At 68.3% G+C, this 18,749-nt stretch carries 21 protein-coding genes; 6 read left to right on the forward strand and 15 right to left on the reverse strand.

Going from position 1 to position 18,749, the window contains the following annotated elements:
- Positions 1–163 precede the first annotated feature (163 nt).
- The 10 genes from VF330_RS22380 to VF330_RS22425 form a co-directional block, all read right to left on the reverse strand.
- Positions 164–586, reverse strand: a complete 423-nt coding sequence (locus tag VF330_RS22380) for a F0F1 ATP synthase subunit epsilon (RefSeq protein ID WP_330853601.1) — start codon at positions 584–586, stop codon at positions 164–166.
- Positions 587–601: 15 nt separating this feature from the next.
- Positions 602–2,044, reverse strand: coding sequence for a F0F1 ATP synthase subunit beta (gene atpD, locus VF330_RS22385; RefSeq protein ID WP_330853645.1), 1,443 nt, complete (start codon positions 2,042–2,044; stop codon positions 602–604).
- 1 nt (position 2,045) lies between these two features.
- Positions 2,046–2,984: a F0F1 ATP synthase subunit gamma gene (locus VF330_RS22390; protein WP_330853602.1), complete on the reverse strand. Its 939-nt coding sequence runs from the start codon at positions 2,982–2,984 to the stop codon at positions 2,046–2,048.
- An 8-nt stretch (positions 2,985–2,992) separates the two neighbouring features.
- The gene (atpA, locus tag VF330_RS22395; RefSeq protein ID WP_330853603.1) at positions 2,993–4,639 is read right to left on the reverse strand and encodes a F0F1 ATP synthase subunit alpha; all 1,647 of its coding nucleotides are present in this window, start codon (positions 4,637–4,639) and stop codon (positions 2,993–2,995) included.
- Between the two features lie 46 nt (positions 4,640–4,685).
- Positions 4,686–5,519, reverse strand: coding sequence for a F0F1 ATP synthase subunit delta (locus VF330_RS22400; RefSeq protein WP_330853646.1), 834 nt, complete (start codon positions 5,517–5,519; stop codon positions 4,686–4,688).
- Between the two features lie 3 nt (positions 5,520–5,522).
- Positions 5,523–6,071 (reverse strand): F0F1 ATP synthase subunit B, encoded by a 549-nt coding sequence (locus VF330_RS22405; RefSeq protein WP_414675425.1) that lies wholly within the window; start codon positions 6,069–6,071, stop codon positions 5,523–5,525.
- 29 nt (positions 6,072–6,100) lie between these two features.
- Positions 6,101–6,355, reverse strand: coding sequence for an ATP F0F1 synthase subunit C (locus tag VF330_RS22410; RefSeq protein ID WP_330853604.1), 255 nt, complete (start codon positions 6,353–6,355; stop codon positions 6,101–6,103).
- Positions 6,356–6,419: 64 nt separating this feature from the next.
- On the reverse strand, positions 6,420–7,196 hold the full coding sequence (atpB, locus tag VF330_RS22415) for a F0F1 ATP synthase subunit A (RefSeq protein ID WP_330853605.1): 777 nt from the start codon (positions 7,194–7,196) through the stop codon (positions 6,420–6,422).
- A 149-nt stretch (positions 7,197–7,345) separates the two neighbouring features.
- The gene (locus tag VF330_RS22420) at positions 7,346–7,792 is read right to left on the reverse strand and encodes a hypothetical protein (protein ID WP_330853606.1); all 447 of its coding nucleotides are present in this window, start codon (positions 7,790–7,792) and stop codon (positions 7,346–7,348) included.
- Positions 7,793–7,851: 59 nt separating this feature from the next.
- Entirely contained in the window at positions 7,852–8,601 is a 750-nt protein-coding gene (locus VF330_RS22425; protein ID WP_330853607.1) for an AfsR/SARP family transcriptional regulator, read from the reverse strand.
- A gap of 184 nt (positions 8,602–8,785) precedes the next feature.
- Here VF330_RS22425 and VF330_RS22430 point away from each other — a divergent pair, with 184 nt between their 5' ends.
- Complete coding sequence (locus tag VF330_RS22430; RefSeq protein ID WP_330853608.1) at positions 8,786–9,115, forward strand: hypothetical protein; 330 nt, start codon at positions 8,786–8,788, stop codon at positions 9,113–9,115.
- A 6-nt stretch (positions 9,116–9,121) separates the two neighbouring features.
- On the opposite strand, the gene VF330_RS22435 is transcribed toward VF330_RS22430, so the two are convergent.
- Together VF330_RS22435 and VF330_RS22440 are read right to left on the reverse strand one after the other, a co-directional pair.
- Positions 9,122–10,261 (reverse strand): MraY family glycosyltransferase, encoded by a 1,140-nt coding sequence (locus VF330_RS22435; RefSeq protein ID WP_330853609.1) that lies wholly within the window; start codon positions 10,259–10,261, stop codon positions 9,122–9,124.
- Positions 10,262–10,339: 78 nt separating this feature from the next.
- Complete coding sequence (locus VF330_RS22440) at positions 10,340–10,990, reverse strand: L-threonylcarbamoyladenylate synthase (RefSeq protein WP_330853610.1); 651 nt, start codon at positions 10,988–10,990, stop codon at positions 10,340–10,342.
- Between the two features lie 213 nt (positions 10,991–11,203).
- Between VF330_RS22440 and VF330_RS22445 the strand changes: the two genes are divergently transcribed.
- From VF330_RS22445 to VF330_RS22465, 5 genes are all read left to right on the forward strand, one after another.
- A complete protein-coding gene (locus tag VF330_RS22445) occupies positions 11,204–11,644 on the forward strand; it encodes a hypothetical protein (RefSeq protein WP_330853611.1) in 441 nt (146 codons plus the stop codon).
- Entirely contained in the window at positions 11,641–12,165 is a 525-nt protein-coding gene (locus VF330_RS22450) for a DUF3558 family protein (RefSeq protein ID WP_330853612.1), read from the forward strand. Before VF330_RS22445 ends, VF330_RS22450 begins: the two co-directional genes overlap by 4 nt.
- Before the next feature lie 21 nt (positions 12,166–12,186).
- Positions 12,187–13,428: a hypothetical protein gene (locus VF330_RS22455; RefSeq protein WP_330853613.1), complete on the forward strand. Its 1,242-nt coding sequence runs from the start codon at positions 12,187–12,189 to the stop codon at positions 13,426–13,428.
- Complete coding sequence (locus VF330_RS22460) at positions 13,425–14,150, forward strand: ESX secretion-associated protein EspG (RefSeq protein WP_330853614.1); 726 nt, start codon at positions 13,425–13,427, stop codon at positions 14,148–14,150. Before VF330_RS22455 ends, VF330_RS22460 begins: the two co-directional genes overlap by 4 nt.
- A 489-nt stretch (positions 14,151–14,639) precedes the next feature.
- Positions 14,640–15,251 (forward strand): hypothetical protein, encoded by a 612-nt coding sequence (locus VF330_RS22465; RefSeq protein ID WP_330853615.1) that lies wholly within the window; start codon positions 14,640–14,642, stop codon positions 15,249–15,251.
- 7 nt (positions 15,252–15,258) lie between these two features.
- Here the strand turns inward: VF330_RS22465 and prmC are convergent, their stop codons facing one another.
- From prmC to VF330_RS22480, 3 genes are read right to left on the reverse strand one after another with little or no spacing between them, the layout of a single operon-like run.
- Positions 15,259–16,122 (reverse strand): peptide chain release factor N(5)-glutamine methyltransferase, encoded by an 864-nt coding sequence (prmC, locus tag VF330_RS22470; RefSeq protein ID WP_330853648.1) that lies wholly within the window; start codon positions 16,120–16,122, stop codon positions 15,259–15,261.
- A 19-nt stretch (positions 16,123–16,141) separates the two neighbouring features.
- A complete protein-coding gene (lpdA, locus tag VF330_RS22475) occupies positions 16,142–17,527 on the reverse strand; it encodes a dihydrolipoyl dehydrogenase (protein WP_330853616.1) in 1,386 nt (461 codons plus the stop codon).
- Positions 17,528–17,538: 11 nt separating this feature from the next.
- Positions 17,539–18,747, reverse strand: a complete 1,209-nt coding sequence (locus VF330_RS22480) for an acyl-CoA thioesterase/bile acid-CoA:amino acid N-acyltransferase family protein (RefSeq protein WP_330853617.1) — start codon at positions 18,745–18,747, stop codon at positions 17,539–17,541.
- Between the last annotated feature and the right edge of the window lie 2 nt (positions 18,748–18,749).

Raw genomic sequence — 18,749 nt, forward strand, 5'->3', positions numbered from 1 at the left:
AGGCGGCGTCATGCAATTTGAGGCTATGGGCTTGCGCGGTGCTTGTCAACGCCGTTGCGGTTGGCCGGCCCAATAAGGCGCGACCAGCGCGGCAGCGTGATACTGGAAGCAATGTTTGACCGGCGCCGCGAACGACGAGCCGACCAGAACGATCGTCGTGTGGTTACTTCTTGCGCAGCCGCCGGATGGCGGCGAGTTGGGCGGCCAGCGTGGCAAGCTCTCCTTCGACCGTCGCGATCTCTTGCTTGCCCGTGGCGTTGCGGCGCGCTTCTTCGGCCCGCTGCAGCGCCTCGAGCGCCTTCGCCTCGTCGAGATCGCGACCTCGGATCGCAGTGTCGGCGAGCACGGTGATCATGTGCGGCTGGACTTCGAGAATTCCGCCGGCCACGAAGATGAGCTGCTCCTCGGTTTCGCCCGCCACCTTGATGCGCACCGAGCCGGGCTTGACGCGGGTAATCAGCGGCGTGTGCCGTGGATAGATGCCGAGCTCGCCTGCTTCGCCCGGCAGGACGACGAACTCCGCTTCGCCGGAGAAGATCGACTCCTCGGCGCTGACGACGTCTACATGGATGGTCGTGACTGCCATCGTCCCGGCTCGAGCCTATTTCAGCGTCTTCGCTTTTTCGACGGCTTCTTCGATCTCGCCGACCATGTAGAACGCCTGCTCGGGAAGCGCGTCGCACTCGCCGTTCACGATCATCTTGAAGCCCTTGATCGTATCTTTCAACGCGACGTACTTGCCAGGCGTGCCAGTGAAGTTCTGCGCCACTGTGAACGGCTGCGACAGGAAGCGCTGGATCTTGCGAGCGCGCGCCACCGCGAGCTTGTCCTCCGGCGACAGCTCGTCCATGCCGAGGATCGCGATGATGTCACGCAGCTCCTTGTAGCGCTGCAGCGTCGCCTGCACGGCGCGCGTCGTCGTGTAGTGGTCCTCGCCGATGGTGTTCGGATCGACCTGGCGCGAGGTGGAATCGAGCGGGTCGACCGCCGGATAGATGCCTAGGGCGGCGATGTCGCGCGACAGCACGACCGTGGCGTCGAGGTGGCCGAAGGTCGTCGCCGGTGACGGGTCGGTCAGGTCGTCCGCCGGAACGTACACTGCCTGGATCGACGTAATCGAGCCGGTCTTGGTGGACGTGATGCGTTCCTGCAGCTTACCCATCTCCTCGGCCAGCGTCGGCTGATAGCCCACCGCCGAAGGCATGCGCCCCAGCAACGCAGACACTTCGGTCCCCGCCAGGGTGAACCGGTAGATGTTGTCGATGAACAGCAGGATGTCGCGCCCTTCGTCGCGGAACGCTTCAGCCATGGTGAGGCCGCTCAAGCCGACGCGCAGGCGGTTGCCCGGCGGTTCGTTCATCTGGCCGAACACCATGGACACTTTCGACTCGGTGAGGTTGTCTTTCTTGATGACGTCGGCCTCGATCATCTCGTGATAGAAATCATTGCCTTCCCGCGTACGTTCGCCCACGCCGGCGAACACCGACTGCCCGCCGTGCTTGGTGGCGATGTTGTTGATCAGCTCGAGCATCGTCACGGTCTTGCCGACACCCGCGCCGCCGAACAGGCCGATCTTGCCGCCCTTGACGTACGGGGTGAGCAGGTCGATGACCTTGATGCCGGTCTCGAGGATCTCGGTCTTGCCCTCGAGCTGGTCGAAGGCGGGCGCCTTGCGGTGGATGCCCCACTGCTCGCCGTCGCGGCCGAGGCCGGGCTGGTCGAGGCAGTCACCGAGCGCGTTGAAGACGTGGCCCTTGACGACGTCGCCGACGGGCACCGAGATCGCGGCACCGGAGTCGGTGACGGTGGCGCCGCGGACGAGACCGTCGGTCGGCTGCATCGAGATGCAGCGGACCAGGTTGTCGCCGAGGTGCTGCGCGACCTCGAGGGTCAGCGTCTTGGCGACCGCCTCGAACGTGATCTCGGTGTGGCAGGCGTTGAACAGCTCGGGCACGGCGTCGCGCGGGAACTCCACGTCGACGACCGCACCGATCACCCGGACCACACGGCCGGTGCGGGTGGTGGTGGCAGTAGCAGCACTCATGTCAGTCATCACTTCCTGCGCCACCGGTAAGCGCGGAGGCGCCACCGACGATCTCGCTGATCTCCTGGGTGATCTGGGCCTGACGGGCCGAGTTCGCCGCCCGGCTGAGGTTGCGCACGAGCTCGGTCGCGTTGTCCGTGGCGGCCTTCATGGCCGTCCGGCGCGCGGCGGACTCGGATGCGGCGGCCTCCAGCAGCGCGGAGAACAGGCGCGTCTTGATGTACTTGGGCAGCATCGCGCCGAGCAGCGCTTCCGCGCTGGGCTCGAAGTCGTACACCGCGCGAGGACCCTTGGGGGTCTCGCCGGTGTACTCGACCTCCATCGGAGCGATCCGCTTGGCGGTCGGCGTCTGGCTCAGCATCGACTTGAACTCGGTGTACACGACGTGGACCTCGTCCACGCCCAGCACGCCGTCCGGACCGGGGTTGTCACCCTGGTCGTCGCTGCCCGCGAGGAACGCCTCCACGACCGCGTCGCCCGCCTCGACGGCGTTCACGTACTGCGGCGCCTGGGAGAAGCCGGTCCACGAACCGGCGATCGTCCGACGGCGGAACGTGTAGTAGCCGACGCCCTTGCGGCCGAGGACGTAGAGCACAGGCTCCTTGCCCTCGGACTTCAGCAGCGAGATCAGCGACTCCGCCGCCTTGAGCACGTTGGCGTTGTAGCCGCCGCACATGCCCTTGTCGCTCGTGATCACCAGCACCGCGGCGCGCTTCGGGTTCGTGCGCTCCGTCAGCAGCGGGTGGTCGAGGTTCGCCGAGGCCTCGGCCAACGCGGAGAGGACGTTCGTGATCTCGTCCGCGTACGGCCGGGAGGCCGCGACCCTGGTCTGCGCCTTCGCGAGGCGAGACGTCGCGATGAGCTCGTAGGCCTTCGTGATCTTCTTGGTCGAGTTGACCGTTCGGATCCGTTGGCGGAGCTCCCGAATCTGTGCGCCCATGGCTCAGATCACTTCTTGGTCGGCTCGGGCTTGGCGACCTTCACCGACTCCTGGCCGACCTTGTCGGCGTCCAGAGCCTTGGCCGGGGCCTCGTTCACGATCGTCGAACCGTCGGAAGCGGTGAACTGCTTCTTGAAGTCGGCGATGGCGTCCGCGACCCGCTTCTGCGCGTCCTCGGGGAACTTCTTGGTCTCGACGATCGAGCCCAGCAGGTCCGCGTGGTTCCGGCGCAGCGAGTCCTTGAAGTCGGCCACGAAGCGGCGGATGTCGCCGACGGGCACGTCGTCCAGGTGGCCCTTGGTCGCGGCGAAGATCTCGACGACCTGCTCCTCGACGGCGACCGGCGAGTACTGGCCCTGCTTGAGCAGCTCGACCAGACGGGCACCGCGGTCCAGCTGGGCGCGCGAGGCGGCGTCGAGGTCGGACGCGAACGCGGAGAAGGCCTCCAGCTCGCGGAACTGCGACAGGTCGAGGCGCAGCGAGCCGGCGACGTCCTTCATGGCCTTGATCTGCGCGGCACCACCGACGCGGGACACGGAGATACCCACGTTGACGGCCGGGCGGACACCGGCGTTGAAGAGGTCGGACTCGAGGAAGCACTGACCGTCGGTGATCGAGATGACGTTGGTCGGGATGTACGCCGACACGTCGTTCGCCTTGGTCTCGATGATCGGCAGACCCGTCATCGAACCGCCGCCGAGCTCGTCCGACAGCTTCGCGCAACGCTCGAGGAGACGCGAGTGCAAGTAGAAGACGTCGCCGGGGTAGGCCTCGCGGCCCGGCGGGCGGCGCAGCAGCAGGGAGATGGCGCGGTACGCCTCGGCCTGCTTGGTCAGGTCGTCGAAGATGATGAGGACGTGCTTGCCCTCGTACATCCAGTGCTGGCCGATGGCGGAGCCGGTGTACGGCGCCAGCCACTTGAAGCCGGCCGAGTCGGAAGCCGGGGCGGCGACGATCGTCGTGTACTCGAGCGCGCCCGCCTCCTCCAGCGCGGCCTTGACGCCCGCGATGGTGGAGCCCTTCTGGCCGATGGCGACGTACACGCAGCGGACCTGCTGCTTGGGGTCGCCCGACTCCCAGGCCTTCTTCTGGTTGATGATCGTGTCGATGCAGACCGCGGTCTTGCCGGTCTTGCGGTCACCGATGATCAGCTGGCGCTGGCCGCGACCGATCGGGGTCATCGCGTCGATCGCCTTGATGCCGGTCTGCATCGGCTCGGACACCGGCTGGCGCTGCAGCACGGTGGCGGCCTGCAGCTCCAGGGCGCGGTTGTCGTCGGCGACGATGTCGCCGAGGCCGTCGATCGGCGTGCCCAGCGGGTTGACGACGCGGCCGAGGAAGCCGTCGCCGACCGGCACCGACAGGACCTTGCCGGTCCGGCGGACTTCCTGGCCCTCTTCGATCTTGTCGAAGTCACCGAGGATGACCGCACCGATCTCGCGGACCTCGAGGTTCAGGGCGACGCCGAGGACGCCACCGGGGAACTCGAGCAGCTCGTTGGTCATCGTGCCCGGAAGGCCCTCGACGATGGCGATGCCGTCGTAGGTCTCGGAGACGGTACCGACCTCTTCCCGGCTGACCTCCGGGGAGTAGCTCGAGACGTACTTCTCGATCGCACTGCGGATCTCGTCCGACGAGATCGTCAGCTCCGCCATGTCGTTCCTGCTCTCACTTCTTCGTTCTTGGGAAAGGGCTCGGGGGCTAGCTGGCGAGATTGCGGCGCAGTGCCGCCAACCGGCCGGCGATGCTTCCGTCGATGATCTCGTCGCCGATCTTGATCGTGAGGCCGCCGCGCAGTGCGGGGTCGACCTCGACGTGCAGAGCGATCGGGCGCGAGTAGATCGTGGTCAGCGTCGCGGTCAAGCGGTCGACCTGCTCCGCGGTCAGCTCCACCGCGGACCGGACGTGCGCGACGGAACGCTGACGGCGCTTGGCCGCCAGGTCGGCGAGCTCGGAGAGCCCGTCCGCCACGCGCACACCGCGCGGGTTGCGAACCAGCTGGTCCACCAGCGTCTTGGTGACCGGGCTGACCTTCCCCTGGATCAGGGAGTCGACCAGCGCGACCTTGCCGGCGGCGTCACCGGCGGGGTCCGCCAGCAGCAGCTCGAGCTCGTTCGAACCGGCGACGATGCGGCCGAGGCGGAAGAGCTCGTCCTCGGTCGAGTCGAGCTGTCCGTCGCGCTCGGCACGCACCAGCAGCGCGGTGCGGGCGAGCGACTCGACACCGTCGACGAGCTCGCGGGGGCTGGACCAGCGCGCGGTCACCACGGCGGCCAGCACCTGCAGCGTCGCGTCGCTCACCTTGCCCGCGAACAGACCGCGGAGCAGCTGCTCGCGGCTCGCGGAGTCGGACGAGGCGTCGGCGAGCGCGCCGCGCAGCGTCCGCTGCTCGATCAGCAGACCGAGCACGGCGAAGAGCTCCTCGCCGAGCTCGGCGAGGTCGTTCGTCGACGTGGTCGCGTCGGCGAGCTCCAGCAGCCGCAGTTCCGCGGCTGCCAGAGCTTCACGACTTGCGGCATGCAACGTCATCGGCAGCCTCTACTTGCTCGCCGGCGCCGCGACGGCGTCCAGCTCGTTGAGGAAGCGGTCGACGGTGCCGCGGCGGCGGGACTCGTCCTCGAGGGACTCGCCCACGACCTTGCTCGCCAGCTCGACGGCGGTGCGGCCGAGGTCGGCGCGCAGCTCCGCGACGATCTGGGCGCGCTGGGCGTCCAGCTGGTGCTGGCCCTGCGCGACGATGCGCGCGGACTCGGCCTGCGCCTGCTCACGCATCTCCTCGACGATCTGCAGGCCCTCGGCCCGCGCGTCGTCGCGGATGCGCGCGGCCTCGGCGCGAGCCTCGGCCAGCTGCTCCTTGTACTGCTCGAGAGTCTTCTGAGCCGCGGCCTGGGCCTGCTCAGCCTTCTCGATGCCACCCTCGATCTTGGCCGTCCGCTCCGCGTACAGCGCCTCGAAGCGCGGCGACACGAACTTCTGGATGACGAAGAGCAGGATCAGGAACGCGACGAGACCGAGGATGATCTCTGCCGGGTGCGGGATGACGGGGTTGACCTCGTCGCCCGCAGCCAGGATCAGGGTGTCGTACACGACATCTCCCAACGCGTTGAAGGGCTAGGTCAGCCGGCGGTCGCGATGAAGTACACGACGAAGCCGATCAGCGCGAGGACCTCGACGATGGCGAAGGTGGTCCACGCGAGGCCGAGCAGCACGCCGCGGGCCTCGGGCTGGCGGGCGGTGCCGCTGATGACCGAGGAGAAGATCAGACCGACGCCGATGCCGGGGCCGATCGCGGCGAGGCCGTAACCGATGGCCGCAAGACCCGGGTTGATGTTTCCGTTGAAGGCGTCCTGGGCGATCTGGAGAGCGCTCACTGTTGCTGTTCCCTTTCCAACTCGGTCCGCGAGTTTTCGCGGATCGGAGGCTTTGTGCTGTTTCTCAGTGCTCTTCTGCCAGCGCCATGCCGATGTAGCTGGCAGACAGCAGCGCGAAGATGTAGGCCTGCAGGCACATGATCAGTGCCTCCAGGAAGGTCAGCGCGATGGCGAAGGCGAAGGACACCGGCGCCACGATGACGGTGATCCCACCGTTGAACAGGAGGAACTCACCGGCCAGGGTGAACACCAGCAGGAGCAGGTGTCCGGCGAACATGGCCGCGAAAACTCGGATCGCCAGCGTGAGCGGGTTCAGGATGAACTTCTGGAAGAACTCGATCGGGATCAGCAGCGGGAGCACGAACCACGGCGCGCCCGGCGGAACCGTCTGGTGCTTCAAGTAGCCCACGAAGCCGTGCCGCTTGAACCCGACGAAGTGGTACACCGGGTAAACGACGAGCAGCGAAACGGCGAGCGGGAAGCCGATGTGCGACATCGTCGGGAACTGGATGATCGGGATGAGCCCGAACAGGTTGTTCACGAGGACGAAGCAGAAGATCGTGAGAATCAACGGGACGAAGGGCTTGAAGTCCTTCGCGCCGATCTGCTCCCGTGCGATGCTGTTGCGCCCGAAGTCGTAAGCCGACTCGGCGGCGAACTGGAACTTGCCGGGAACGACCTTCAGGTTGCGGGTCGCCGCGATGAAGAAAGCGGCGATGATCACGATGGACAGCACCAGCAGGACCATCGGCTTCGTGACCGAGCCGAAGATCGGCGGGAGGAAGAAGTCCTTCACACCGGGAGCGACGAACTCACTCCCCGAAGCCAGCAACTTGGTCACTGTGTTCCTTCCGGTTCTCCCGGCCGGCGTTCACTCCGCCGGGGGAATCGTCACGATCTGGACTTAACGTACCTTACGGTTCGCAAGCGACTACCAGAGGCACCCCTGCGATCGGGTGTCCCTGGTCTGCGCGGACCATATCAGCAGGTCTAGGCGCCTTCGGAGGCGGGGACGACCATCTGGCTACGGCTGCGCTTGGAGGCTCTGGCCTCCAGGAACGACGTCACGAGCACCGTCGCCACCAGGGTGATTCCGAGTGCCTTGGGTTCGAGCCACGGCTGGTTGCGCAGCAGGATCACCGCGAGCAGCAGCACGATCAGCTTGCCCATGAATCCACCGAGTGCCGCGACCATCACGAACATCGGGTCGAGTGCCGCCGTCTTGCGCATCAACAACAGCGTGAGGAGGCTCGACCCGATGGCGATCGCACCGCCGATCAATGATCCGAAGAGACCAGCGGTCCCCCAGATCACCGTTGACACGACGACGCCGAGGACAAACGTGCCGAGCGCGGCCCACGCGGCCTCGCGGAACATTTCCCCGGCGAGTCGCTGGACGGTCAGCTCGTGCGTGACGGCCTTGTCCGCGTCGCTCATGTCCCGAAGTGTAGGAACTCCCGCGGAGCACCCTGCGGGCAGCCCCGGGTTAACGGCGGTTAAGCGGGTCCAAACAACGCCTTGCCGCTGATTTCCCGGCCGCGGAGGATCTGCGCGTTCAGTTCTGCCAGCCGCCGTCCCGGCCGCACACCCAACTCGTCGGCGAACATCCGGTGAACAACGCGATAGATCTCCAAGGCGTCCGCCGAACGCCCTCCCCTGTGCAATGCCAGCATCAGGAACTCGGCGAACCGCTCGCGCAACGGGTGCCGCCTCGTCAGGGAACGCAGTTCCGGCACCAGTTCGCGATGCGCACCCAGCGCGATCTCCAGCTCGATCCTCCGTTCGACCGCGGCGACCCGTTCCTCGTCCAGCCGGTCGGCCTCGAACCGCAGCGCCTCGGTCGTCACGTCGGCGAGCGCCGGGCCGCGCCACAGCGACAACGCCTCGCGGAGGTCCCCGAGCTCGGTTCGGGCGTCGGGATCTCGTCGAGCCACGGAGGCGCGGAACCTGTGCAGATCCACCTGATCGGGGTTCACGTCGATGCGATAGCCCGTGCTGCTGCGGGAGATCGACGAACCGACGCCGCCGAGCGCGTGTCTCAGCCGCACGACGTAGACCTGGAGGGTCGAGCCCGCTCGCGACGGCGGCTCGTCCCAGACCTGGTCGACGAGGTCGGTCTGCGAGACCGGTCGTCCCGCTCGCAGCAGCAGCGCGGCCAGCAAGGCGCGCAGTTTCCCCGCTTTGAGCACGACCGAGCCATCGTCGATCGAGAGTTCTCCGAGCAGGCCGAACGTGCAGTTCTTCATGGCTGTCGTTCCCCCCAGTCGGTCAACCAGGAAGGACGCTACTCCGTTCGCCTACTTCCCATGTAGGTGATTTGGCGCAACGGAGAGTTAGCGTCGATCCCGTTGACGACCACGAGCCGGGGGACCGATGAACACCTTTCGAACTGCCTCGATCGCACTGACCGCCGCAACTGCAGCTGTCCTGATGGCGGCCCCGGCCGCCCACGCGGACGAAAGCGGGATGAGCGGCGGCATCTCCGTCACGGCGCGAGGTGAAGGCGGCTACGTGCGCAACACCTACGCCACCGTCAGTTCGCTCAGCTCGTACCTCGGGTTCACCGGTTTCTACAAGGTGTACGGCCCGGACTACAGCTCCGTCTCCCCCACTCAGCGCTGGAGCACGGGCAACGTCTGGAACGTGCCCGTCGGCCGCAGCTACCCGGACGGGCAGCAGCACTGCGCGGAAGGCTGGTCGCTGCAGAGCGACGGCACGTTCAAGCTGCTCGGCCGCCCCTGCGTGCAGAACCCGGTCTGACTTTCGTCAGGACTTGCGGGCTTCCCGCAGGCGCGGGATCACCGACACCACGAACGTCACGATCAGCCCGATGACGAAGCACGTGGCCACGATGATCGGGTCGAACAACGTCAGGGCCACCGCGCCGAACGCCAGCACGCCCGCCCACAAGTAGATGAGCAGCACGGCGCGGCGCTGCGAGTGCCCGATCTCCAGCAACCGGTGGTGCAGGTGCATCTTGTCCGGGGAGAACGGGCTCTCGCCGCGGCGCGTGCGGCGGATGATGGCCATCAGCAGGTCCAGCACCGGCACGAACAGCACGGCGGCGACGACGATCAGCGGCGAGAGCAGACCGAGCAGGTCCGCTGCGCTGTTGTCGGCCTGGTTGATCTTGCCGGAGGCGCTGGTGGTGGCGGCCGCGAGCATGAGGCCGATGAGCATGGAGCCCGAGTCGCCCATGAAGATGCGCGCGGGGTTGAAGTTGTGCGGCAGGAAGCCCAGGCAGGCGCCGGCGAGCGTGGCGGCGATCAGCGCGGGCGGGTAGGCCTCGACGGCGCCCTGGCGCTGGACGAGCAGGCCGATCGAGAACGCGCACGTGGCCGCGGCGGCGATGAGGCCGATGCCGGCGGCCAGGCCGTCGAGGCCGTCGACGAAGTTCATCGCGTTGATCATCGTGACCGCGAGCAGCACGGTCAGCAGCGCGCCCTGGTTCTGGTCCAGCGAGATGGTCGCGCCGCCGTCCCACGGCACCCACGCGATCATCCACTGCAGACCGAACAGCACCAGGATGCCCGCCGCCGTCACCTGGCCCGCGAGCTTGGTGAGCGAGTCGAGCTCGAACCTGTCGTCGATCGCGCCCACGAGCACGATGACGCCGCCCGCGACGATGACGCCCCACGGGTCGTTGGAGAAGTCGAACGCCGCCCGCAGCACCGGCAGCTGGTGCGCCACGAACATGCCGCAGAGCACGCCGCCGTAGATGGCGACACCGCCCATGCGCGGCATCGGCTGCACGTGCACGTCGCGTTGCCGCGGATAGGCCACCGCCCCGAGCCGGAACGCCATCGCGCGCACCAGGCCGACGAGCAGGAACGTCACGACGGCGGCGATGAGCGCGACGAGCAGGTACTCGCGCACGGGAAGGACGAACGAGGATGCGGGCCCCACGGGCCTACCAATCAATCGGGGGTTCGGGGTGCTCGCCACGGTACCCGCGGCGTCATGATCAATTCTGGCAGCCGCGTCCTACCGCGCGACGTCCACCTCGATGCCCAGCACCTCGTCGACGTCCTTCTTGCTGACCGCGCCCTCGCGCAGGATCAGCGCGTCGGGCCCGGTGAGGTCGACGATGGTCGAGGGGATGTTCTCCCCGCTCAACCCGCCGTCCAGGTACACCGGCACGGCGTCGCCGAGCTGGTCGAGGGCCTCCTGCGCGCTGGCGGCCGGCGGGTGCCCGGTCCGGTTGGCGCTGGACACGGCCATCGGACCGACGTCGCGCAGCAGCTCGAGCGCGACGGGGTGCAGCGGCATGCGCAACATGACGGTGCCGCGCGTCTGCCCCAGGTCCCAGGCGAGGCTCGGCGCGTGCGGCAGCACGATGCTGAGCCCACCGGGCCAGAACGCCTCGATGAGCGCCCGCGCCTGCCGGGGCACGCTGAGGACCAGCCCGTCGATGGTCGTCCAGGAGCCGACGAGCACCGGCACGGGCATGTCGGGCCCGCGCCCCTTGGCGTCGAGAAGACTCCGGACGGCTTCGGCGTCGAAAGCGTCGCAGCCGATCCCGTAGACGGTGTCGGTGGGCAGGACGACGAGTCGCCCGCTGCGCACCGCGCCGGCGGCAGCGGCAAGTCCCGCCGCGCGATTGTCCGGTTCGCTGCAGTCGTAGACCGTGCTCACCTCGAAGAGCCTAGCCAGCCTCCCCGACAGGCTGATGCAAGGCCTGCGGTTGAGCGCGCCCCGGTTCTCACTCTGCGCGATTTCCGGCTGCACCGACCCGGTGAAGTTTCTGTCCAAACAGGGTTGCGCAGTTCAACTGATGCTCCGAACGGGTGCACGGCGGTTAGGGTCACCGATCGACCGCAGAGCGCAATCGGGGGAGGTCGAGCTCCTGTGTCGGAGGAATCCACGGCTTGGGGGAAGCCCGCTCGCAGCCTGTCCGGCAGGTCCGTGCAGGCGGTGCTCGGCGCCGGCGCGGCGGACATCGCTGCGGCGAGCAGGGCGGTGGCGGCGGCGACGGGGGCAGGCACGTTCTCCGTCGACCCGGCCGTCGTCGACAGCATGATCAAGAAGCTGCGCGAGATGCAGGACGCCTTCACCAACATCCGGAGGAACTCGACCACCCTCAGCCAGGACACCAAGCTCGGTGGTGGGTACGCCGTCTCGATCAGCCAGGTCAACAAGGACTTCGGCTGGTCGGCCGTCCACCACCTCGAGGACGTCGAACTCGCGATCGAGTCCCTCCGCGAGCAGATCGAGAAGGCCCGCGACTCCTACCTCAACGTCGATCAGGCACATTCCAGCTCGTTCAAGGACCTCGACGGGAAGTCATGAAACGCACCCTGCTCGCCGCCGCGCTCGGCGTCACCGCGTTGTCCGCCGGTTGCACCGGCACGGTGGGCGAAGCGAAACCGGACACCAGCACCGCGACGACGGCCTCCGAGACCAGGACCGGCCTCGGTTCTATCAAGCCCTGTGAGTTGCTGACCGACGCCGAGACGAAGGAGCTGGAGATCACCGGTGCGGGTGAGCCCGCGAAGCTCGGCTCCGCGGACACGTGCGACTGGAACATCAGCGGCAACGGCGGAGTCCAGGTCGGCGTCCGCGCGACCAGGGGCGTCAAGGACCTGACGCTCGACGGCAACAAGAAGTACGAGGTCCAGGTCGGCAAGTTCACCGCGACCAAGGTCGAGGGCCAGGACGGCAGCGCGGACACGTGCAGCATCGTCCTGTCCGTCTCCGACAGCTCCTCGGTGTCGATCGTCTCGAACCTGAGCGGTGGCCGCGAGGACACGGCCGCGTCGTGTGAACGCGCCACGAAAGCCGCGACTCTCGTCGCCGAGAAGCTGCCGTAACGCCGCCCGAGGGGGATCTCAATGGCGCCCGTCAAGCCCACCGTCCAGCCTTCCACCGAGAACTACCCGGCTCAGGAACACGAGCACATGAAGGACCTGACCGTCCAGAACTACGACCCGGACGCCGCCACCGACGTGATCGACGCGTGGACGAAGTTCGGGACGAAGTTCAGGGAGTTGGCCCACGACTTCCACAAGATCGTGAACGACTCGCACGGCGGGTGGAGCGGTGAGGCGGCCGAGGGAGTTCGGCTGGCGCTCGCCAAGGTCGGGAAGTTCGCGGACGACACGGGTTCGGCGTTCCACGCCACGGCGGGTGCCATCGCGGTGCAGAGGGATGCGGCGGTGCGGGCCAACCGCAGCATGCCCGCGCCTGTCGAGTTCAGTCCGGTGAAGATCGCGGGCAAGTGGGCCGGTGCCGCTGTCATCGCGCCGCCCGCGATGATCGGTGGGGCCGTCGAGATGTTCACCACGCACGCCGAGAAGCAGGAAGCCAAGCAGGAAGCCGTGCGGGTCATGCAGCAGCGCGACACCGCGATGTTGTCGGCGGCTCAGTCCATGCCCGCCATGGACTCCACGCCCGAGGTCACGAAGGACCAGGACGTCGTGCAGCCCAGCCACACCACGCACACGCAGAGTCTCAGCGACGTCAGCACGTTCCGAACGCCCGCCAACACCGGGATGTCGGGCATCCCGTCCAGCACCGGCACGACCACCCCGGCCTGGGTGGCCCCTGCGGCGAACCAGACGACGCAGGCCGGCGGCAACCAGACCCGTCAACCGGCCGGGATGACCGGCGTGGTTCCTCCCGGCGCCAGGCCCCCGATCAACGCGCCCGGCGGTGCGGCCGCTGGCCGTGGTGGAGCGAGCGGACGTGGAACGGTCAGCCCAGGCGCCGGCGGTCTGGGAACGGGGTCCGGCAGAGCAGGCAGTCGCGGAACGGGACCCAACGTCCCAGGTCGCGGACCAGGACCAAACCCCGGCGCGGCAGCAGGCCTAGCTGGGATCAGCGGCCGCGGCACGGGCACCTTCGGACCCGCCAACCCCGGCGGTGGCGCAGGCGTCACGGGAACGAGCGGCCCGGGAGCGGCAGGCGCCGCCGGAACGGCCGGGCGAGCAGGTGCGGCGGGCGGCGCAGGCGTGGGACCGGCCGGGCAGGCCAAGGGCGAGGAGGACAAGGAGCACAAGGCGAACTACCTCGTGCCCACCGACGAGTTCTTCGACGACGACCGGATGGTCGCGCCCTCGGTGATCGGCGAATGAGGCCGATCGCCCGGCTCTCGCTGCCCGCGTTCGACGTGCTCTGGGAGGACGTGGCGGCGGGCAGCCTCCCCTACCCGTTCGACGTCGACACCCACGGCGAGACGCTCGACGAGCGTGAACGCATCAGAACGCAGGTCTACGCGGACCTCGAACGGCAAGGGCTGGTCGAGCGAGGCAGGCCGGAGCCGCACCTCGAAGGCGCACTGAACCTGTTGGCGCACAACGAACTCCGCGTCATCGCCCTATGTATGCCGGACACGTGCCAGGACGAGCTCGTCCGCGCCGGCGTGGTGGCACGAGGAAACCACGCGGTGCTCTTCACGCAGAAGAGCACTGAGGTGACGCTGAACCTGGTGCAGCCCAACGAGATCGCGACCAGACTGGCCGGCGCGATGCCGGAGAACCAGCCCGGCCCCGGCCAAGCGGTGACGGTGCCCGCGGAGGCGTTCGAGGCACGGAAGCAGGACGGCTTCAAGCAAGCGGTGCGCGACACCGAAAGCGAAGACGTTCGGCTTGCCAAGCAGATGCTGACCGGGCCGGCCACCGGACACGGCCACTTCCTCGTCCAGACCGACGACAGCGAACTGCCGCCCGTCACCTGGGTCGACACGCGCAAGGGGCGCTACGCCACCGTCTCGGCGCGTCCCGGCTGGTTCACCGTAGGCCCGGCCGACAACGCGGGACTGGCACGGCAGCTCGGGCGCGTTCTGACGACCCGCTGAAGGAGCACACGCGGTCACGCGCGAGGCGGCGGTTCCTCGAAGCGCGTGACCGCGTGCCCTCCCCACCACGAACCTACGTCCGTTCGGCCGCAACGCGAATCGACGTCGCGTTATTGGCCAGGTTTTGGCAACTCCGCCCTACAGATCGGGGTGCCGGGCGCCCCAAGCGAGACGGACAGGTCCGAGAAGGCTGGCCGCTGCCCTCTTTCGGCGCATTGACAATGCGATTTTCAACCATCTCTACCGCATTCCGATCTCGACCGACTAAGGTGCGCACGGATAGAGCGAAATGCGCGTTGTTCGCTGTCTCACCACGTCCCTGACCAGCACAAACAACAGGTGCTAGATTCAATGACAGAAAGTGGACAGGACAATGCCAACTCCGGCAGCACCGAAGGGAATCGATTCCCGATCGGTGCACGGAGGCAGGATCCGCTACCGCTGCGGAGCCGGTCGCCGCAGGGAGTTCGCGGAATCGGCCATTCGCGAGTGCCCGACGGAGTCCACCCGGCCGGTTCGGCTCTCGCGCGGCGGGCGCGGCTCAGCGCGGACGCCGCACGGGCTCAGGCCGCGCGCGCCCGGCTCGAGCACCAGCGCGACCGCGCGGCCCTCAGCGCCCTGCAGGCCCACGGGCGCGACCGCCGGCGCCGGCACCTCCAGCAGGCGCTGCTGCACGGGGCGCGCGCGGCGGAGCAGTGGCGGCGGGCCCGCGAGCGGGAGACCCGCGAACCGGACCACGCAGGTGACGACCAACGACAGCAGGCCCGAGGAACGCTCATGAGTGATCGCAAATTCGGAATCCGGGGACCGGTGATCGGCAGCAACGTGAGCACGAGCGGGCGCACGAGATCGACGGGCGTCCACATCGGACACATCCAGGACGTCAGCGCCGTGCTGCGGCTGCTCGACGAGCTGCGCGAGGACCTCAACGACGCCCAGGCGCCGACGTCGACCATCGAGGCGGTGGACGACCTGCGGATCGAGGCGCGCAAGCCTCAACCGCGCAGGGACGTCACGGACCACCTCATGGAGAAGCTGGCGGACCGGGGTCTCGGCGAGCAGATGAGGGAACTGGCGAAGGCCTTCGACGCCCTGTTCTAGAAAAGGGCTAGACCTTGCGGGCGGTGGCGAAGCGCGGCCGTCCCGCCAGGTCGGCGTGGTCGGCGACGTCCGCGAGCACCCGGCGCGCCGACAGCAGCGCCGGCACGGACTCGCCCTGCGTGTCGTCGTGCTCGATGCCCACCGCGCCGCCGGACTTGAGCCACCGCGCCGCCGCCGACACCACGTGCCGGATCACGTCGAGGCCGTCCGCGCCGGAGAACACCGCGCGGTGCGGGTCGTGCTCGCCCACCTCGGGCTGCACAGGGGTCCCCTCCGGGACGTACGGCGGGTTGCACACCACCAGGTCGACCTGGCCGTCCAGATCGGACAGCAGCGCCGGGTCGGTGGCGTCACCGAAGTGCAGCCGGATCGGCGTGTCACCGGCGGCCACCCGCGCGTCGGCGTTGCGGCGCGTCCACGACAGCGCCTGCAGGTCGATCTCGACCGCGTGCACCACCGCGTCCGGCCGGGCGGCCGCGATCGACAACGCCAGCGCGCCCGTTCCCGTGCACAGGTCCACCACGACCGGCGACGCCACGCCTACCAGCGACTTCAGGCCCCACTCCATCAGCAGCTCGGTCTCGGGCCGCGGCACGAACACGCCGGGCCCGACCTCGACCGTGATGGCCCCCATCGGCGCCCAGCCGAGGATGTGCTGCAACGGGATCCGCGAGGCCCGTGTCCGCACCAGCCGGTGCAGCTGGTCGACCACCGGAGGGTCGACCAGCGGGATGAGCGGCAGCCTGCCCCGTTCCACGCCGAGCACGTGCGCGGCCAGGTACTCCGCGTCGACGCGCGGGCTGTCGACCCCCGCCTCGGCGAGGATCTTGGCCGCCTCGGAGACGGCGAGGCGGAGCGGCTGCCGGTTCATCATCAGGACCGAAACTACCTCAGAAGTTGATCATGTGCCCGGCCAGGCCGTGCACCGCTTCCTTGACGGCCTCCGACAGCGTCGGGTGCGCGTGGACGTTGCGCGCGACCTCGTGGACGGTGAGGTCCCACTGCTGCGCCAGCGTGAGCTCGGGCAGCAGCTCGGTCGCCTCGGGGCCGATGATGTGGCCGCCGAGCAGCTCGCCGTGCTGGCCGTCGCTGATCAGCTTCACGAAGCCGCCGGGCTCGGCCAGGCCGTGCGCCTTGCCGTTGGCGGTGAACGGGAACTTCGAGACCTGGACGTCGAAGCCCTTCTCGCGCGCCTGCTTCTCGGTGTAGCCGAAGGACGCGATCTGCGGCTGGCAGAACGTGGCCCGCGGGATCATCACGTAGTCGAGCTCCATGGTCTCGGCGCCCGCGATGGTCTCGGCGGCGATGATGCCCATGGACTCGGCGGTGTGCGCGAGCATCAGCTTCGCGGTGACGTCGCCGATCGCGAAGATGTGCGGCACGTTGGTGCGGCCGCGGCCGTCGATGTCGATGGCACCGCGCTCGGTCAGCCGCACACCGGTCTTCTCCAGGCCGTAGCCCTCGACGCGCGGCACGAAACCGATGGCCTGCATGACCTTGTCGGCCTCCAGGACCTCCTCGGCACCGTTCTTCGACACGGTGACGCGGACCTTCTCACCCGACTCGTCGATCGACTCGACGCGCGTGCCGAGGCGGACGTCCACGCCCAGCTTCTTGTAGCGCTTGAACAGCTCGGCGGACACCTCCTCGTCCTCGAGCGGCACCATCCGGTCGAGGAACTCGACGATGGTCACCTTCACGCCGTAGTTGTGCATGACGTAGGCGAACTCGACGCCGATCGCGCCGGCACCGGCGATGATGATCGACTCGGGCAGGTCCTCGGTCATGATCTGCTCTTCGTAGGTCACGACGCGGTCGGACTTCTGCGTGTTCGGCAGCATCCTGGTCGTGGCGCCCACGGCGATGATCGCGTGGCCGAAGGTGACGGTCTCGTCCCCGACGGTCAGCGTGTGGTCGTCGGTGAAGTCGGCCCACCCGTTGAACTCGGTGATGCCGTTCTTCTTCATCAGGAAGTGCACGCCCTTGACGCGCCCGTCCGCGACCTTGCGGCTGCGCTGCCACGCCGCGCTGTAGTCGAAGCTGACGGTGCCGTCGACCTTGATGCCGAACGCCTTCTGCTCGTGCGTGAAGAGGTGCGCCAGCTCGGCGTTGCGCAGCAGTGCCTTCGACGGGATACAGCCGACGTTCAGGCAGACGCCGCCCCAGTACTTCTCCTCGACGATGGCGGTCTTCAGCCCGAGCTGAGCCGCACGGATCGCGGCGACGTACCCGCCGGGACCCGCACCCACGACGACGACATCAAAGTGTGCGCTCATGAGCACACAGCCTAGGTGGCGAGCTGCTCCTGCAAGAACTCAACCGTCCGTTTCCAGGCGTCCACCCGCGCGTGCGCGGTGGCGTGCGGAACACCACCACCCGAGAAGGTGACACCGGGCCCCGGATAGGTCACGTCGCCGGCCGGCCGGTGCGGCGGGCCCGCGATCAGGTGTCCTGCCTCGGGATACACGACGTGCTCGTGCGGGAACCGGTGGCCGTGGTCCTTCAGCCGGCGCAGCGCGACCTCGCTCAGCTCGACGCCGGGCCACCCGTCGTCCTGCCCGGACGAGATGAGCAACACACCCCCGCGGATCCGCTCGACGGGGATCTCGGCCTCCTGCGGGATGCCGTCCTCCAGGTCGAACGCGAGCCGCAACGGCACCGGTTCGTCGTTGACGATCCTCGACCGCAGCTCTTCGCTCACGTAGTAGGGCAGGTACGGCAGCGGCTCGCCCTTGAGCGTCCACGACGCCGCCTCGTGCGAGAGCTTCTGCAGCAGGTTCGCGCCGGGCCCGATGGCCTGCGTCACCACGCCGCTGCCCACCACGCTGACGACGGCCTTGACCTGCGAGAACGTCGAACCGATCAGCAACGCCAGCTCACCGCCGCGCGAGCCGCCGACGACCCCGATTTCACCCGCGCGTTCGGACAAGTACTCGATCGCCTTGCCGAAGTACTCCAGCGGGATGTCGACCAGGTTCTCCGGCAGGCCCTTCATGCCGAAGTAGCCCAGCGCGAACGTGACGAACCCGTGCGCGGCCAGCAGAGCCGCGTCAGCTTCGTGGATGCCGCCTTCGGAGCCGCTGAGCACGATCACGCCCGGCAGCTCGCCTCCGTCGTCCTCAGGGGCGAAGAGGGTGCCGACCAGCCCGTTCTCGCGGACCTCCTGCCGCTCCACCTCCTCGGGGAGGGTGAGGCGCTCCAGCACGCGGTCGCCGACGCCCTCGACCGACAGCACGGTCTGCCCGGCTTTGCCGCCGGTGCGCTCCAGCGACCAGAACAACCCCATCGGGTCGACGCCGCGGTAGCTGCCCTCGACGGGCGCGTGCCGGGTCAGGTCGACCAGCCCGCGGTCGTCGGCTTCGAAGCACGCGTGCGACGCGCGGTCGCCGGTGGAGAGCTGGACCACGATCGTCTGGCCGGGCTTGAGGCCGGCCACCCGCACTTCGACCGGGTGGTCCGAGGGCGCGCTCTGAGGATTCACCAGGATCTCGGCCACAA

The sequence above is a fragment of the Lentzea sp. genome (assembly GCF_036380075.1).
GTDB lineage: Bacteria > Actinomycetota > Actinomycetes > Mycobacteriales > Pseudonocardiaceae > Lentzea.

What these genes read in the sequence shown, in the direction of transcription:
- VF330_RS22380 (WP_330853601.1), bottom strand. Translation starts at nt 586, where the DNA reads ATGGCAGTCACGACCATCCATGTAGACGTCGTCAGCGCCGAGGAGTCG.
- atpD (WP_330853645.1), bottom strand. Translation starts at nt 2,044, where the DNA reads ATGAGTGCTGCTACTGCCACCACCACCCGCACCGGCCGTGTGGTCCGG.
- VF330_RS22390 (WP_330853602.1), bottom strand. Translation starts at nt 2,984, where the DNA reads ATGGGCGCACAGATTCGGGAGCTCCGCCAACGGATCCGAACGGTCAAC.
- atpA (WP_330853603.1), bottom strand. Translation starts at nt 4,639, where the DNA reads ATGGCGGAGCTGACGATCTCGTCGGACGAGATCCGCAGTGCGATCGAG.
- VF330_RS22420 (WP_330853606.1), bottom strand. Translation starts at nt 7,792, where the DNA reads ATGAGCGACGCGGACAAGGCCGTCACGCACGAGCTGACCGTCCAGCGA.
- VF330_RS22425 (WP_330853607.1), bottom strand. Translation starts at nt 8,601, where the DNA reads ATGAAGAACTGCACGTTCGGCCTGCTCGGAGAACTCTCGATCGACGAT.
- VF330_RS22430 (WP_330853608.1), top strand. Translation starts at nt 8,786, where the DNA reads ATGGCGGCCCCGGCCGCCCACGCGGACGAAAGCGGGATGAGCGGCGGC.
- VF330_RS22450 (WP_330853612.1), top strand. Translation starts at nt 11,641, where the DNA reads ATGAAACGCACCCTGCTCGCCGCCGCGCTCGGCGTCACCGCGTTGTCC.
- VF330_RS22455 (WP_330853613.1), top strand. Translation starts at nt 12,187, where the DNA reads ATGGCGCCCGTCAAGCCCACCGTCCAGCCTTCCACCGAGAACTACCCG.
- VF330_RS22460 (WP_330853614.1), top strand. Translation starts at nt 13,425, where the DNA reads ATGAGGCCGATCGCCCGGCTCTCGCTGCCCGCGTTCGACGTGCTCTGG.
- prmC (WP_330853648.1), bottom strand. Translation starts at nt 16,122, where the DNA reads ATGAACCGGCAGCCGCTCCGCCTCGCCGTCTCCGAGGCGGCCAAGATC.
- lpdA (WP_330853616.1), bottom strand. Translation starts at nt 17,527, where the DNA reads ATGAGCGCACACTTTGATGTCGTCGTCGTGGGTGCGGGTCCCGGCGGG.